Genomic DNA, 18286 nt, shown 5'->3' with positions numbered 1-18286 from the left:
ATCTGTAAACTTAAAATAAACCTGTCTGAAGCTTTTAATGTATGACTGAAAACGTATTTTCCGGAGGAGAACGTGAATTGCTCGAAGAAATTGCTTTAGGTAACAGGAAGGCCTTTGCTCGGTTGTACACTTTTTACGTACCCAAACTTCAACGGTTTCTATATCCTTTTACAAATCAAAATAAAGAAGACGCCGATGAAGTAATTCAGGATGTGTTCTTGAAAATCTGGATGAAGAAGGAAATTTTGATCGGCATTAAGTCTTTTGAAGCTTACCTGTTCAGAATGGCAAGGAATAAACTTACAGATCAAAGATCAAGTGATCAGGCGCGAAAAGTAAGAACAGATGGTTTGTTACACATTTCAAATACATTCTCGGCTCCTGCCGATGAAGAATTGTTTTATAAAGAATACTTAAAGTCGGCAAAGGATGCTATACAAGCACTCAGCCCACAGCGGAAAAAAATATTTGAAATGCGTACAGAGCAGGATCTAAATATAAATGAAATTGCTGCACAACTTGGAATTTCGCAATCAGCCGTTAAAAAGCAATTGTATGAAGCCATACATACGATTAAAGAACATCTTAACCATCAAACAGGCTGGCCAATGTTACTGGTTTTTATGATGATACTTTCTTAAATTTAGGTCAGTCAGACCGTTTTAAAATTAATTTGACTTTATTTCAAAATTAGAGGTGTACTTTTTCGAAGCGGCGCCGTCTTATGTGTATTAAGCAGATGGAAAAGAAACAACTCTACGAAATTTTGAGACGCTTTGCAGCTGGAAATACATCAGATGCAGAAAGGCAACAATTCAATACCTGGCTGAAAACGGCTACGGATGAGGAATATAATGAATTGATGGTTTCTTATCATGCATTACTTTCAGACGCAGGGATTTATGAGTCCACAGATACTTTGTTGTTCAAAAAAATAGAAGATAAGATAGATGACTATGAGAGCAGACAGAAAAGGGGTACCTATAAGATAAACTTCAGTTTCAAACGCCTGTCTATAGCCGCAGCTATTTTTCTGGTTGTTGCAGGGAGTTTATTTTTCTATACCAAATTTACAGGCCCGTTTGGTAACCCAGGCATAGACAAAAACCTCGAACTTGCAGATCGTCACATTAAACCTGGAAACAATAAGGCGTATCTAACTCTGGCTAACGGCAAGCGTATTTCGCTAACGGATGCAGCCAATGGTGAACTTGCCAGGGAAGCAGGGGTTGAAATATCCAAAACAGCCAATGGCCAGATTATCTATAAGATTTTTAATAACGCTCATCATAACGAGGAATTGATCAATACGATTGAGACCCCAAGGGGGGGGCAATATCAGGTTCTTTTGCCTGACGGTTCCAAAGTATGGCTCAACGCCGCTTCTAAGTTCAGCTATCCGGTTTCTTTTAAATACGATAAAGAACGAATGGTGACTTTGAACGGCGAGGCCTACTTCGAGGTTGCCAAAGACAAGCAACATCCATTTATCGTAAAAAGTGAAGGGCAGGAGGTAGCGGTATTGGGAACCCACTTTAATATCAACAGCTATGCCGACGAAAATGCAACCAAAACCACACTGCTTGAGGGGAGCGTAAAAGTAAATGATGCTATGCTGAAGCCCGGTCAGCAATCTGTTTTAAGCGGGAAAAAGATCAAGGTTTTACCTGCAGACATAGAATTGTCTGTGGCCTGGAAAAATGGCGATTTTATATTTAAGGGAGAAGATTTTAAAACCAATATGAGAAAGATTGCCAGATGGTATGATGTAGATATTGAATACGAACCTGGCCTAAGTGAAAATATAGAACTCGGCGGCTGGGTATCCAGAAGCAGTAAACTATCTGAAGTACTCAGCAGGATAGAACTGGCCGGAAGTGTACACTTTAAGGTAGAAGGAAGGAGGGTATTGGTCACAAAATAACACAGAAAAATGCCTTAAAAACAAACAAGTCAGAAGTGTCGCGAAACACCCCTGACCTCAGTTTGGCTTAAGATCAATAAAAATTATCAACCGTATTTGCAAGATGCCGAAGCTTCGAACCTAAAGGCATTTTGCTGAACCAAAAACCTAAGCAAATGTATAAAATTTATACCCATAAATTATTGGTCATTATGCGACTAACCACCGTCATACTTATCGCCACGTTTATGCAAGTCAGCGCCGCAACCTTTGGTCAGCGGATCACACTGAACGAGCAGAGATCTTCTATTGAAAATGTGCTGCGTAAAATCAGGTCACAGACCGGTTACGACTTCTTGTTTGACCGGAATCTGGTCAAAAATGCCGGAGAGGTAAATATTGAAGTCCGTAATGCAACACTCGAACAGACCATGAAAAGTCTATTTAACAATTTACCGCTAACGTATAATATCGATGGTAAAATCGTAGTGATCGAAGCCAGGAAAAAAACTTTACTTGATAAAGTTTTGGCTGTATTCAAAGAGATAGATGTGAAAGGACATATTGTAGATGAAGAAGGAAGACCACTTTCTGGAGCTACAGTGAGCGTTGTCCTGCAGAGTTCCTCAGAAGATAAAAAAAGCGGTGATTTTTCAATGTCGGTAAAAGGCAGGAAGGCTGCTGCCATAACCAATGAAAACGGTGATTTTCAATTGAAGAATGTAGATGAAGAGGCTTTGATTGTTGTTTCTTATACTGGTTATCAAACCTATACTGCCAAAGCAACAAGGGACCTTGGAACTATAAAGATGAAACTTGATGGGAATCTGCAAGAAGTTATTGTAAGCACCGGTTATCAGCAAATTTCAAAAGAAAGGAGCGCTGGTTCTTTTTCCAAACCCGATATGCCCGTTGTAAATGCACGTTCTACCAGCATGAATATTCTGCAAAGATTAGATGGTTTGATCCCAGGCCTGGTTATCAATAATTCACCTAGCGCATCAAGAGATGGAAACCCATTTATTATCAGGGGTTTGAACACCATAAATGCAAGCAGGGATCCATTGATTGTCGTAGATGGAGTTGCTTTGGAAATGTCCAATATTTCTTCCATCAATCCGCAAGATGTGCAGGACATTACCGTCCTTAAAGATGCCACAGCAGCATCCATATGGGGTGCAAGAGCTTCTAATGGGGTGATTGTAATCGTTACAAAAAAGGGAAGCCCTGGAAAAATGAGAGTAAATTACGATGCATTTGTAAATTTTCAAGGCCGGCCAGATGTTGGTTATTTTCCGGTATTGAATAGTCAGCAATATATCCAGGCTTCGAGAGAAACCTTTGACCCCGTGAATTGGCCATACATCAGTGCATCTACGTACAGCATTAATTCCAGTCAGAGTGGCGTTGGTATTTCACCAGACCGACAAATTTTATATGATATGAACCGCGGAATTTTATCGGCGGTACAAGGTAACGCTAAACTGGATAGTCTTTCCAAGATCAACAACCTCAGTCAAATTAAGAGTCTGTACCGTCCTGCCATACTGATGAACCATAGTCTTTCTTTATCTGGAGGTGCCGAGAAATATACCTATTACAATTCGTTGGCTTACACCAATAGTCAAGATAATAATCCTGGAGACCAAGACAATACTTACAAAATCAGCACCCGGCATGATTTTAATTTCAACAAATATCTCAAAGCCTATATTCTTGCTGACCTAACCAATAGAATTACCTCTTCAAATCTTTCACTGGCTGCAGATGACCGTTTTCTGCCCTATCAATTATTTAAAGATCCAGCAGGTAATCCTATTTCCATGCCATATATGGGGGTGCTCAGTGAAGATCAAAGGCCGGGTATACAAAATTCAAGCAAAATAGACCTGAATTACAATCCTTTAGACAACCTCAATACAGGCTTTAATAAAAGTAATGCTTTTACAGGCCGTTTTAATACAGGATTTAGCCTTAAATTATTGAAGGGACTGGAATTTGAGGGGGTGTATGGCTATACCAAAGGCACAAACAGGACACAACAATATTATGATCATACCAATTATCAACAAAGGGTAAATGTAGTAAATTTTGCGACCGTGAATTCCGCAGGGACAGTAACTTATAACTTGCCGGCTACAGGTGGACAGTATACCATAAACAACACGACACAGGATAGCTGGGTACTAAGAAATCAGCTTAAATACGATGCAAATTGGGGCAATGACCTACACCAGCTTACAGCCCTGGTGGGTCAGGAAGCCCAGGAACAAAGAACGATAACCAATATGAGTTCAGTTTATGGTTATGATCAGAATCTTCAAACCTACACGACGATAGATTATAAATTATTGTCAACTACTGGCGTTACTAACCCTATATTACCATTGTTAAATGGTTCAAAAATTAGTAATAATGCTTTTTTTGGACAGGGAGAATCACGTAATCGTTTCACCTCATACTATGCCAATGCGGCTTATACCTATGATAGGAAATATACCCTAAATGCCAGCTGGAGAAATGACCAGAGTAATTTGTTTGGTTTGGAAAAAGCTGCGCAACGTAAACCGGTATGGAGCGCGGGTGTGAAATGGAATTTAGGAAACGAAGCCTTTATTGAGAATATTAAATCAATAGATGCACTTGCCTTAAGGGCAACTTACGGTATTACTGGTATATCTCCGAAACCAGGATATGCGTCTTCTAAAGATATCCTTACTGCAGGATCTTCAGGAAACGTACCTGGAGGCCAGTACCTGAGCATTACCTCTTATGCCAACCCTTCTCTTACCTGGGAGAGTACGAAAACGTACAATATTGGTCTGGACTTCGGATTTTTGAACCATCGTTTAACAGGATCCATTGATCTTTATCAGAAAGAAACTTCCAATTTGTTAGGTCAACTTGAGATCAATCCATTGGCAGGGGTCAATGCCATTAACGGCAACGTTGGAAGCCTTAGTAACAAGGGGATAGAATTATCTATAAATTCTTTAAATGTTCAAAAAGGCGATTTTAAATGGAGTACGATGTTTACACTATCGTATAATAAAAATAAAATAACGAACCTGGGTTTACTAAGCATTCCGATTGCCACCGGGGATCAGAAATTGAAGCAGAATTACATGGTTGGTTATCCTGCTTTTGCAGTTTTTGCGTATAACTACGCTGGGTTGGATAATTCAGGCGATCCACAAATCAGGCTGGCAGATGGTTCTATAACCAAGAAAACAGGCGTAAGCTTGCCTGATGATATATTGTTCAAAGGAGTGTATCAACCGGTCTGGAGTGGAGGATTGTCGAACTTATTTAGCTATAAAGCATTCTCTTTCAATGTAAACATCATCTACAATTTGGGTAATGTAATGTTTAGAGACGTGAATACAACCTATACTGGCGATGTCTTTATCAGATCACAAAATTTTCAGGCCGGGAATCTAAACGCAGAATTTGCTAATCGTTGGAAACAGCCTGGAGATGAAAATAAGACAGACATTCCTTCTTTCGTGAATAATGGGGCTACAGATGCCAGGCGATATACCAATTACTACGTTTTTGGTGGTCAGAATGTGGTCAGTGCTTCGTATGCAAAAATAAGGGATATGACTTTAGCCTATCAAATGCCTTTAAATGTTATTAAGCGATTGAAAGTTGAAGGATTATCATTCAGGTTACAAATGTCTAATGTAATGCTTTGGAAGGCAAATTCGTATGGTATAGATCCCGAGTTTCAGGATGCCCGTTATGGTTTAAGGTCAATGCCAACAGCTCAAAACACCATCACTATCGGTGCTCATTTAACACTTTAAAATTCGAAAAATGCTACACATCATTAAAAATATCATTAAATTCATAAGCATACTTTTTATCGGTATGGCATGGAGCGGATGTAAAAAGGATTTCTTGGATATCAATCCAAAGGGGCAGCTGATTGCTCAGAAAACAGGTGATTATGATCTTTTATTAAACAGTCCGACTTTAACCCTAACTCAATCTGCCTCGCAGACTGTGATGTCTGATGAAGTTGCCACAACAACTTCGTTTAATTTAATAGGCGCTACCGATGGCGTTGCAGTGCTAAGCGATCAGAAAGCGTTTATGTGGGCAGATGACATTTATCAGCCCGGCGATAATTCTTCGGAACTTACATTTCTTGTAAAACAAATTTATACTTTCAATAAGATCATTAACGAGGTGATGACTTCTGATGGGGGCAGTGATGGTCAAAAGAAATCCATCCAGGCCGAGGCCTTGGCGGGAAGGGCATGGGCAAATTTTATGCTGGCAAATTATTATGGGAAACCTTATAACTCAGCAAGCTCAGCTACAGACCTGGGATTCCCTTTACCAACAACAGCGGATGTAACCCAGACAAAATTTACCAGAGCAACTGTTCAGGCTATGTATAATTTGATTTTGAGTGACCTTATACAAGCCATACCAAACTTGCCTTCTAAAGTAAGCAGTAGAGTGAGAATGTCAAAAGCTGCAGGAGAAGGATTATTGGGAAAGGTATATGTTTTTATGGGTCAATTTGATAAGGCCTTGCCATTATTAACTGCGTCAATCGACGATCTGGCTGGCGCCACTATTCCTGCAGGATTATATAATTTTAGTGATGCTTTTGCACCTGGTGGTGCTTTTATGCCTATAAGTCCTGTTATAGGCCCTTCGAGAACAGTCCCGCAGAATGATAAAGAATCGCTTTTTTTAAGGTATACCCCAAATTATTACACCTATATTTATGGAGGTGTTTTACTTAGTCCGCAGACTGTTTCGCTCTTCAAAGCAAATGATTTAAGACGTCAATTTTATACTGCATTTTCATTGGGGACTGCTACCGCCTATCCGAAGGGCATGCTTAGGGCATGGGGCAGATTATATGTTAATGAGGGTATTAATGTTTCTGATATTTATTTACTTAAAGCAGAATGCAAATCCCGCCTTGGCGACCTTAATGGTGCGGTTTCAGATATTCAAAGTTTTAGATTGAATAGAATGCCCGCTGCTGATGCTCCTGTTCCGTCAGCCATGGCTACCGATGAGATTGCATTGACCAAATTTATCCTTGAAGAGCGGATTCGCGAATTTGCTGTGTTAGGCAGTCGCTGGTTTGATATGCGCCGCCTTTCTGTAGATCCGGTTTATAAATCGACTGTAGGCAACACTCATGCTGTTTATGATAGCAATGGTAATGTAGCAACTACCTATACCTTAAAACCGGAAAGGCTGATATTCCGATTTCCACAATACATCATGGCGGCTAACCCAGACCTGACACAGAATCCTTAAACAAAGTCAAACAGTTTTTTAAGGCCGATTGCTATTGCAGTTGGCCAATTTAACCATGAAATTATGAAAGCAAGAAAAAATCTGATTTTATCAGTCCTCCTGTTCTTTTTCGGGCTGCAAATGGTTTCTGGACAATCAATAACGTCCAGGATGCCGTTAAAAATATTGTATGTTGGGAGCGACCCCTCGCGGCCTAATCCGGTTCCACAAGCAGCATCAGGATGGCCTAAAAGATACCATGACCTTGAACCAACAAGAATGCCGGATTTCAAACAGTTTCTGGGGCAATATTTTAAGGCCGTAAAGGTAATCGATGCAAGAGATTACAAACCTTATTTATCTAATGATTATGATGTTACCATTTTTGACGCCATGCCACCGGCCATTGTTCCGGAAAGGAAAATACTGGATGATAAAGGCCATGTCAAAAAGGTTATCTATGCAAAGTATCTTCCCGAAAATTTTAGCAAACCAGCCATCTTTATAAGTGGCAACGGAGGAATGGTATTTACTATTGGGGTGAAGTTTGTTCCGGAATGTGTTTGTCTGGGCGCAGATGCATACAATATCAATGTAAATCATGATATGTTTAAAACACCTTTGCCTGTGGCACTCACGATGACAAAAAAAAAGGCGCCAGCGGTAGCTCGACTTTTCAGTAAAAATTTACCTGAACAGATACCGATGTGGCGGGTGCAAAAGGAAAGTGTGTATGAAGGGACCAATTATCCTCCTGGTGTAGTATATTTCCATTTAGGCCTTGACGAGCCAGATGCAGAATTCATTTCTGGAGGTGTTAGTGCAAAAGATGAACATGCTGCAGCTATTGCAAGACATGGTAATTTTCTGATGTGGGGGTTCAATGCTATTCCATCTGATATGACGGAGGAGGCTAAAAAAGTATTTGTGAATGCCATTTGCTATATCAAAAAGTTCGATGGGCAACAACCAGTTGTAAGAATAGCTACTGATCCTTTTCCACAGGAGCGGGCGGGAATAGAAATGGCTAGTGACCTCGCTTCTATGCAGGGTTTCGAACGCTATAAAGCAATGTGGGAAGAAGGTAGTAAGCCACAAATAGAAAAGCAAAAAGTGTTGGCAGCAAAAAAGGCATCCGGTAGTGTTCTTACTGAAACAGAAGAGACACTATTGAAAAGCCCTGCATATCCGCCTATTGAATGGAATAGCTATTTCCAACAGAGATACGATTATACAAGAAGTATTGCTGGGGCAGACTCTATGGCGGTTCAGAAAGATACCTTATCCATATTAAGCTATTTTCAAAACAACCTGAAATATTTTAATGGTACCATTGGAAGCGGCTGCGTAGACTTGGATGCCAAAAGCTTGGGAATTGCAAATAATGATCTCCACTTGCTGGAAACCTGTGTAGACATGTTGATGCGCAATAAGGATAGTGAAAAAGCTTTTCGATTGTTAAAACGGTATACCAAAGAAAATTTTAATACAGCTTTAGATTGGAATAACTGGCTGGTTAAGAATAAAAATCGTCTGTTTTTTACAGAAGCAGGGGGGTATAAGTTTATTATTCCTCCTGCAGGTTGGATATCATCAGGAACAAAAGCGGATCATAAAGACACCTCGGATGCCGGGATACAGAAGGCATTCCTGGGTATTGATTGTGGTGCACCGGATAGACTTAATCCTGTATTATTAGGTGCAACTGTTATTGATGGTAGTACGGGCGGTAAGAAATTACTACTATTAAAAATAAAACTTCTTAAGAACTGGCATATTTACAGTTATGTGCCAAACGATTCTCCATTTATTCAATCTAAGCTATCCCTGCAATTGTCTCCAGGCGTAAAACAAGTGGGCAGCATGCAATCTTCAGCTGCTAGGCCAATGCCTGGAGATCCGGAAGTGATGATATATGAAGATGAGGCCACTTTTGTACAGGAGTTATCGGTGACCACAAAGGCTACAAAAAGCTCTAAAACTGGAATAAGTTTTTATTATCAGGCTTGCGATGCTAGTCAGTGCCTGCAGCCCGTTACCTTGACCAAAGAGATCATATTCTAGCCTGGACTAAGTTTGGCTTTCACTACAAAAAAGACTTTGAACAAAAAAATAGATGATAAGAAAATGAAAAAGAAACTATTGATGATTGCGCTTTGCTTTTGTATAACAGCAGCATTTGCACAAAAAAAAGAAACCACGGTTACATTGGATATCAATCCAGACCGGCCTGATTCCATTTGGGTTGGGGGCTATGGCGAAGTATTTTTTGCCAAACCGGGTAAGGACAATAAGATTGTATTAAAACTCCAACTTGATGCGGCCTTATCACTAAGGGTAGGCGTAGACAAGCCAGAGAAAAAAAGCCTTACTATGTTTCTGGAACCAGGTGATCAGCTGAATGTAGCTACTGACCTGGCAAAAAAAACAACTTTTACAGGAAAGGGATCAGGGAATGCCAATGTTTTTTTTGAAATTAACCAAGCCTTTATGGATGCCTATTTGAAAATTGATGCCCGTAAACTAACTCCAAGTGAGTTGTTTGATAAAGCATTGGAGATGGGACAGCAATCAATTGATATTTTGGAAAAAAATAAACAAAAAGTAACCCCTTCATTTTATCAACGTCAGTCTGTTACTTTGTACTATAATAGACTAAGTTTTGCTTTTGCGCCTGGTGCACCAATTCCGTATCTCTACCAGGCAGGTTTGGGTAAGAAGGCCTCTGAATCTGTTCCTGACCATTATTGGGATATTCAAAAATATGTGAAGCTGGATGAAAAGCTTATGGGAAACCCTGAATATTCCAGCTTTGTTAAATTTATCTACCCAATGTTCCTCAATTATAAGACGAAATCTGAGCTCGGATTACTCGACAGTACGCTGTCGGCCGAAGCAAATGCAAAACTCACTTTAGGCCAGGTAGAAAAAATATATAGTGGAAAAATGCGAAGTATTACGCTGGAATCTATTATTTCTTCATTATTAGCAAAAGTAAAAGATGTAGCTACAGTTAAACCAATAATAGATAATTTTAACGCTAACTATGGAAGCCCTGAAGATGCAAAATCATTGCAGGAAACTTATGAGAAATATGAGAAGCTCGCTGCAGGAAAAACACCTCCAGCATTTGTATTGAAGGGACAGGATGGGAAAGAGGTAACACTTAAAGACTTTGCAGGCAAGGTAGTGTACATGGATTTCTGGGCCAGCTGGTGCTCACCTTGTCGTTACGAAATGAAAAATGGCAGCCCTAAGCTGCATGCAAAGTTTAAGGACAATAAGGATGTAGTTTTTCTTTACATCAGTTTGGATAGCAAAGTTGCTGATTGGAAAAAGGCTATTGCCGATGATAAAATAGAAGGACTGCATTTTCTGTCGCAGGCAAAATCTGGGGTAAACAGTCCTGCAGCAAATGCTTTTAACATCAATGGTATCCCGCATTATGTAATTATTGGTAAAGATGGAAAAATCTTCGACAATGATGCGCCAAGGCCAAGTGAAGATAAAACCCCGGCACGTATTAACGAAGCACTAAGCGCCAAGTGACTTAATTAGTTCTACATAGTTGAGCCATTTCTGAACAGAAACCCTGTTCGGAAATGGCTCAACTTTTTTACCTCCTTTTTTGATTTAACATTCAACCAATAGTTTGCTTTTGAGCGTTTGGTAATATTTATATAGATATATAGATTTTACCAAAATTATTATTTATTATTGGCCAGAATATTTGGTAGGTTTATATTTATCCATCCCTTTGTTGCAGTATCAATTCACCGTATTTTCCATATAGAAAACTGCCCTCAAAAAAAGAAATGATTGTTTACAATTCTTTATCTGATCAGGACTTAAGTACTCTTTTAAGAGAAGGAGATAAAAAAGCTTTTACTGAAATTTATCAGCGCTACTTTAAACTCTTGTATATTCATGCCTGTAAAAGATTAAAGGACGAAGAAGAAGCAAGCGATGTTGTTCATGACCTGTTTGAATTTGTCTGGTCAAAAAGAGAACAGGTGGAGATTACGACCAAACTATCCTCTTACCTATATGCAGCGGTCCGCAACCAGATATTTACATTAAGTCTGCGTTCGGAACGAAAAAGCCGTTACCTGGATTCCCTAAAAGACTTTATAGCAAAGGGAGAGTTTCTGACAGATCTATACATCAGAGAGCGGGAGTTATCTAAATTGATAGAGAAAGAAATAGATGCATTGCCCCCACAAATGAAAAAGGTATTTGAAATGAGCAGGAAAGAAGGCATGAGTCATAAAGACATCGCTAATGAACTGGGGACTTCCGAACATACGATCCGCACACAAATTAAAAAATCTTTGCGAATCCTTCGTTCCCGCCTTGGATTGGTGTTGTATCTGTTTTTTTTACTTAGTCAAAGCAAATATTAATTTTTTTTTTATTTCCGATACCCTATCCTCCTTACTTAATAGTCTTAATATATAAAGAGGAGATATTCACAATATTATGGATAAATCAAAAGAAGAACTTCTAATAGAACGGTACTTAAATGGCAAAGCCGATAAGCAGGAACAAGCCATGCTGGAGACCTGGTATCTGAATGACCAGGAGCAAGGAGCAGTACCAGATATATCTTCCATAAAACATGCAGAAAGGAAAGTTTGGAACAAACTCTCTCTAAACCTGTCTCAGCCAAAAAAGATTAACCTTTGGCCACGTTCTATTGCCGCAGCTTCCATATTGTTATGTGTTGGGCTTAGCTTATATTTTTATAAAACCTCTTATACAAAGAAAGAAACAAAATTTGATATTGGCCCGGGGCAGAATTCGGCAACGCTCCAATTGTCTAACGGAGAGAAGATTGATCTGTCCAATACCACAAATGGAAAGCTTATTGAGGAAACAGGAATTACCATAACAAAGACCGGTAATGGCCAGATCATTTATGACCTGAGATCAGTTTCGGCAGATACCGCCCTAAATAAAATGAATACGCTTTCTACCGCACGTGGTCAACAATACAAGGTGCGTTTGCCAGATGGCACAAATGTATGGCTCAACGCTGCTTCAAGTCTATCTTACCCAACGGCCTTCAAAGGCCGAAATCGGCGTGTTGTAGAATTGAACGGCGAAGCCTACTTTGAGGTATATAAAGACAAGAAGCATCCTTTTATTGTAAAAACAAATCAGCAAAGTGTAGAGGTTCTTGGAACGCACTTCAATATCAACAGTTACAAAGACGAACCAGCAGTGAAAACAACTTTGCTGGAAGGGAGTGTCAAGGTTCTTAATCTAAAATCCAGGGCTTCCGGTATCTTAAAGCCAGGTCAGCAGTCCATGATCCGTTTTTCAGGAGATTCCGTTCAGATTGAAACTGCAGATGTAGAAGAGGCAATGGCTTGGAAAAAGGGAGAGTTCTACTTTGATGAAGAACGACTGGAGAGTATTATGAAGAAAATCAGTCGCTGGTATAATGTAGATGTCGTTTTCCAGGATCCTACCAAAAAAGATGTCCGGATTGGGGGCTATATTTCCCGGTTCAGCAACATCTCAAAAGTATTAAAAATGCTGGAGCTGACCGGACTTGCAGAATTTACCTTAGAAAAAGACAAAGTGCTGGTCAAATAAATTAACAAACCGTAATCAACTAATCATTAAACCATAAACCAAACCCAACATGAATCAATTTCTACCAGATCAATAAGCGCACTGGCTAAGAGGTCAGAAAAAAAAGCAAGGACTCCGAGTCGTGATCGAAGTCCTTAAGTTCTGGCTAACTCCAAAAAGATATTTCAACATTCAAGGAATTTAAACAGATAACCAAATGTATAAAATTTATACCAAGATTTTATGCGTGTCTATCTGCCGTATGCTGTATGTACAGTTGGGTAGGCTCGCAAATTTACTAATGCCTGATGCATCAGTAAAAAAACGAATTATTATGAGCGCTAAGATTACAACAGTATTGCTTATGGTAGCCATAGTTCAGGTTAGTGCAGCTGGATTTGCTCAAAAGGTAACTTTTAAGCAAAAAAATGCATCTCTAACCCAAATATTTAAGGTGATAAAGCAACAGACCGGTTATGGCATTGTATGGCCTTCTAATGCGGTAAAGAAGATCAAGCAATTTGACGTGAACTTTAAGGATACGCCTTTAGACCAGGTGCTGGAGAAGTGTTTTAAAGATGAGCCCTTCAATTATAAAATTGAAGATAAGGTGATCGTTATCAAAGAGAAAACCTATATTGAAAAGGCCACTGATCTTTTTAGGAATACCTTTGCGGAGAATATTGATGTATCCGGAAAAGTAACAGATGACAATGGTAAACCTCTCCCGATGGCTACAATTAGAGTTAAGGGAGGTAAACGTTATGCGGTAGCAAATAGCAATGGAGATTTTATCATCAACAAGATAGATGAGAAATCTATTCTGGTCTTTTCTTATTTAGGATATGAAACCAAAGAAGTTCCTGCTGCTAAAGATATGGGTTCAGTTACGCTTAAAGCCGCAGACGGAAGACTGGACGAAGTATCAGTAATCTCCACGGGTTATCAACAGGTCCAAAAGAAGTTAATGACAGGTTCCGTTGCCCAGGTAAAATCAGAAGATCTGGTCATAAATGGTACAACCACTATCGAGCAAATGCTTCAAGGGAAACTTGCCGGGATGGCCGTGGTGAATAACTCTGGCCAATTGGGTACCAGACAAACGGTACGGATAAGAGGAACATCTACATTATTAGGTAACCAAGAGCCAGTATGGGTGGTTGATGGTATTATTCAGGAAGACCCGCTGCCATTTAAAGCCACACAATTAAATTCATTTGGTACAGATCCTTCTAATGCGCAAGCTTTAAAGAATTATATTGGAAGTGCGATTTCCTGGTTAAACCCCTATGATATTGAGGACGTAACGATCTTAAAAGATGCGGCTTCAACGGCCATTTATGGGGTAAAAGCTGCCAATGGCGTTATTGTAATTAATACCAAAAGAGGAAAGCCTGGTCGTGCACCTTCTATTACTTATAGTACTAGTTTTTCTACCCAACAGAAGCCTAGTTACAATAAAATGGACTTAATGAATTCTAAGAACCGGGTTGATGTATCCAGGGAAATTTATGAAAGAGGGCTTTTCTCCAGTGGTTATGCGTTAGATAATATTGGCTACCAAGGTCTTTTAAATCAATACTTAACTGGGAAACTTCCTTATGATAGCTTTAATGCAGGTGCAAAACAGCTGGAGACAAACAATACCGATTGGTTTAACTTGCTCTTTGTTCAGCCCTTAAGCCAAAGTCACAATCTAAGTATAAGCGGTGGTGGTAATTCAAGTACTTATTATGGATCATTTGGGTATTCCAATCAAAAAGGGCAAGCTAAAGGCAATAATATGGATGGGTATATGGGTAGTATTAATTTTACCAGTTACCTTACGCCTAAATTGTCTGTTTCTGCACGTTTATCAGGAAATTATTCCAAAACCACTGGATTTTTAGGTGTAGATCCTTATCAGTATGCCAGTACAACCAGTAGGGTGATCCCTGCATACAATCCAGATGGCACTTTATCTTATTATCAAAGCGAGCTAACCAGCAGTAACTATAAATACAATGTATTAAATGAACTGGCCAATTCGGGAAATGACAATATTAAAACCAGCTTAAGTACAGCACTTAGTGTTAAATACACCCTCCCATTAGGATTTCAATTTCAGTCAGATTTTGGATTAGGTTATACAGGTACACATGCAGAAGGTTATCAGACCCAGCTCACCAATGCAATGACCGCACTTAGAGGCTATGAATATGGCCAATACGGACCAACAACAAACCTGTACAAGCAATCGAAGTTACCTGTAGGTGGCCAGCAAAATTTGGAAGACGATAGGAATGTTAATTATACCTGGAAAAATCAGCTCAATTATGGAACTGTAATTGATAAAAAACATACCATCTCTGCCTCAGCAGGTCTGGAACTGAGAAGTAATCAGTATACAGGGGCTTCCAGCACTATTTATGGTTATTTACCAGATATGGGAAAGATTGTAATCAATCCACCGGCCACCATCGTTAACGGAGGTGTTAATTATGCAAATCCACTTTATTCTTCTGCATATAATTTTACCAATACAGATGGGATAGCCAATTATGTATCCTATTATGTAACCGGTGCCTATAGTTATGACGATAGATATGTATTTAGTGCCAGCTTAAGAGGGGACGCTTCCAATAAATTCGGGCAGGATGCCCGCACCCGTTTTAACCCGATTTGGGCATTAGGAGGTAAATGGAACGTAGCCAGGGAACACTGGTTTGATAAATCTGAATGGTTTAATGAATTTAGTATCAGGGCCAGTTATGGCTTCCAGGGAAATGTGGCCGAGAATTATGGACCAGATCTGGTTGCCCAAATTCCCGGTGCAGGAAATGCAATTAGCACCTTAACGGGGGAGTCTTTGCTGAACATCAGTTCGTTACCTTATGCCAATTTAAGATGGGAAAAAACGCAAACAACAAATCTTGGATTGGATTTCGGCTTCTTCAAAAACAGGATCAGTGCCAGTGTGGACTACTATAGAAAACATAGTACGGATTTAATAGTTTTAAGAAGTACCCCATATGAAGATGGGGTATTGCAAATGCCAATGAATGGCGGAACATTAAGCAATTCAGGGTTTGAAGCACAGATGACTTTTATTCCGGTGCGGACAAAAAACTTGACCTGGTCCATTACAGTAAACAGTGCTAAAGATTACAATACGGTCACCAATCCGTTAACGCCTAATCCAACCTGGGCTACTGCAGTATCCGGTAGTTATTATAAAGACGGCTATCCAGTATCTGGTTTCTGGGTTTTTGATTTTAAAGGATTGGATCCAGCTACAGGATTGCCTCAATTTAATATTCCAACAGCAACAGATAATATTAATACGAAAACAGATGCCAGTGCTTTTATGAAATATGCCGGAAAGTTAAATGCAGATTTTACAAGCGGCTTTGGTACTTCTGTACGATATAAAGAATTTACCTTTTCTACCAATTTGTACGCTTCTTTAGGCGGAAGTAAAATCCTCGCTCCTTTATACCCATCTAGTATGGTAAATAGTACACCAGCTGAATATAGTAATTTGCCACAGGAACTGGTAAACCGCTGGCGTCAGCCGGGCGATGAAGCTTTTACCAATATCCCTTCGTTACCTTATTTTGGAGTTCCTTTTGTAGTCATTCCTTCCGGGGCTTCATCAACTTTTGGAGTAGGACAAGCTCCTTCAGCATCTCCTTATACCTTATATGATTACAGTACAGCAAGGGTCGTTAATGCTTCTTATCTGCGCATCAATAACATCAATGTATCTTATATGCTGCCAGAGAAATATGCAAAACGTATTTTCTGTAAAAACTTGAGCGTGACTTATACCTTAAGTAATGTCTACACTTTTGTGAGCAAAGATTTTAAAGGTGTGGATCCGGAAGTGGCCTCTGGTGGCCAGCCTTTGGCACGTACTCACGCAATTACTCTATCTGTAACTTTTTAATGAAATAAAACATGAAACGTTTATTATATATATTCATCCTGGTTTTCGGAATATTGATTTCGAATACCGGATGTAAAAAGTTCCTTGCAGAAAAAAGCCAGGATTTGATTAAACCTTCCACTGTTCAGGATTTAACGGCCTTGATGGCCGGAGAAGCTTATCCTTACCAAACTAATTTGCACCTTTTGTTAAACATGGTTACAGATGATATCACCTGTAATGGTGGTCAGGGACAAGCGACTTACCAAAGTACTGTACTTAGCGGGAAGGCACCCTTTACCTGGTCTAAAAATATGTACCAGGAACTACTCCAGCCAGGAGGTATAGCCAGTACCACATATCTGGACTCTTGGCAAATCCTTTACAAACGAATTGCGGGCTGTAATGTGGTCCTTGCTTATGCAGACCAGGTAACCGGGGCAACTGCCGACAAGCAGAATCTTAAAGGACAGGCCCTGGCCTTAAGGGCATACTATTATTTTATCCTGGTGAACCTGTATGGAAAGCCTTATAATGCTCCAGGTGCAGATCCGGCTACGAGTCCTGGTGTGCCTTTAAAACTGACGATGGAAGTTACAGATGAACTTTTTAAAAGAAATTCAGTAGCAGAGGTATACACACAGATTGAATTGGATTTAAAAAATGCCGCAACCATTTTAATGAATTATCCAGAAGATAATGGTGTGTATAAAATGAGTGAAACTGCGGTATATACACTTTTATCGAGAATGTACTTATATGAAGAAAAGTGGGCTCTGGCAGTAGAATATGCAAATAAAGGCCTGGCTAAAAAATCGACACTTACTCAATTGGGTTCTTTTGGGGCGATCAATTATAACAATTATAATGTAAATACCGTTGGAAATAACTTAGACCGGATCTATGATCCTGCCACCAGTGCAGAGGTGATTTGGGCGTATGTTCCTATTACCGGAAATGGTGCAGAGGGGCAGTTTTTAAAAAGTTCATTAATTCCGAACTACAATTTAACACGGAACCCACCTTATGCTGTTTCACCAGATTTGCTGAACTTATACGATAGCAAAGGTGTAGATGCCAATGATACCTACATTGGTGATTTAAGGCCAAGATTGTATTTTAATTGCGCTGCAATTCTTGTTGGGTTTATTCCACCGAGTACTGGTGTTTTTACATATAAATCTTATGCTGGTGGTATGGGTGGTTCAGGGATTCGGGTAGCGGAACTTTATATGAACCGGGCCGAAGCAAATATTCAACAATTCATGAGCACAGGCAATGATGCCTTGAGGGTATCCGCTTTACAGGATCTGAATACATTAAGAATGTCCAGGTACGATACACGCCAAACCTATGTACCGGTTAACATCACCGATAAAACCCAATTGTTGAACTTTTATAGGGACGAAAGAAGAAGGGAATTTCCTTTTGACGGACACCGTTGGTTTGATCTCCGTCGTTATGGAATGCCTTCCATTTCTCATTTTTATCAGGAAGTAGCAGGCACAGGTGAAACCTTTACCTTGGCACAAGGAGACAGCCGTTATACCTTTCCCATTCCTCAGGAAGTTCTTGACCGTAACGGGGAACTTACTCAAAATCCATAAATTTTTAAACTAAAGAAC

Annotated in this window: 10 protein-coding genes; all 10 read left to right on the top strand. The window is 39.7% G+C overall.

Annotation, left to right across the window (positions count from 1 at the left end; all coding sequences use genetic code 11):
• Positions 1-41 precede the first annotated feature (41 nt).
• The 10 genes from R2S08_RS05825 to R2S08_RS05780 all read left to right on the top strand — a co-directional run bounded on the left by R2S08_RS05825 (position 42) and on the right by R2S08_RS05780 (position 18268).
• On the top strand, positions 42-641 hold the full coding sequence (locus R2S08_RS05825) for an RNA polymerase sigma factor (RefSeq protein ID WP_316834258.1): 600 nt from the start codon (positions 42-44) through the stop codon (positions 639-641).
• 98 nt (positions 642-739) lie between these two features.
• Positions 740-1924 (top strand): FecR family protein, encoded by a 1185-nt coding sequence (locus tag R2S08_RS05820; RefSeq protein ID WP_316834257.1) that lies wholly within the window; start codon positions 740-742, stop codon positions 1922-1924.
• A gap of 155 nt (positions 1925-2079) precedes the next feature.
• Positions 2080-5712: a SusC/RagA family TonB-linked outer membrane protein gene (locus R2S08_RS05815; RefSeq protein WP_316834256.1), complete on the top strand. Its 3633-nt coding sequence runs from the start codon at positions 2080-2082 to the stop codon at positions 5710-5712.
• 10 nt (positions 5713-5722) lie between these two features.
• Positions 5723-7195, top strand: coding sequence for a RagB/SusD family nutrient uptake outer membrane protein (locus R2S08_RS05810; RefSeq protein WP_316834255.1), 1473 nt, complete (start codon positions 5723-5725; stop codon positions 7193-7195).
• Positions 7196-7258: 63 nt separating this feature from the next.
• The gene (locus R2S08_RS05805) at positions 7259-9238 is read left to right on the top strand and encodes a hypothetical protein (RefSeq protein WP_316834254.1); all 1980 of its coding nucleotides are present in this window, start codon (positions 7259-7261) and stop codon (positions 9236-9238) included.
• A gap of 63 nt (positions 9239-9301) precedes the next feature.
• Positions 9302-10723, top strand: a complete 1422-nt coding sequence (locus R2S08_RS05800) for a TlpA disulfide reductase family protein (protein WP_316834253.1) — start codon at positions 9302-9304, stop codon at positions 10721-10723.
• Positions 10724-10989: 266 nt separating this feature from the next.
• Positions 10990-11577 (top strand): RNA polymerase sigma-70 factor, encoded by a 588-nt coding sequence (locus tag R2S08_RS05795; protein ID WP_316834252.1) that lies wholly within the window; start codon positions 10990-10992, stop codon positions 11575-11577.
• 76 nt (positions 11578-11653) lie between these two features.
• Positions 11654-12775 (top strand): FecR family protein, encoded by a 1122-nt coding sequence (locus R2S08_RS05790; RefSeq protein ID WP_316834251.1) that lies wholly within the window; start codon positions 11654-11656, stop codon positions 12773-12775.
• A 313-nt stretch (positions 12776-13088) separates the two neighbouring features.
• A complete protein-coding gene (locus R2S08_RS05785) occupies positions 13089-16682 on the top strand; it encodes a SusC/RagA family TonB-linked outer membrane protein (protein WP_316834250.1) in 3594 nt (1197 codons plus the stop codon).
• Positions 16683-16693: 11 nt separating this feature from the next.
• On the top strand, positions 16694-18268 hold the full coding sequence (locus tag R2S08_RS05780) for a RagB/SusD family nutrient uptake outer membrane protein (RefSeq protein ID WP_316834249.1): 1575 nt from the start codon (positions 16694-16696) through the stop codon (positions 18266-18268).
• Positions 18269-18286: the final 18 nt, after the last annotated feature.

The organism is Pedobacter nutrimenti, assembly GCF_032678445.1.
GTDB lineage: Bacteria > Bacteroidota > Bacteroidia > Sphingobacteriales > Sphingobacteriaceae > Pedobacter > Pedobacter nutrimenti_A.
The sequence above is the reverse complement of the archived record's forward strand: the minus strand, read 5'-3'. Positions and strand labels throughout refer to the sequence as shown.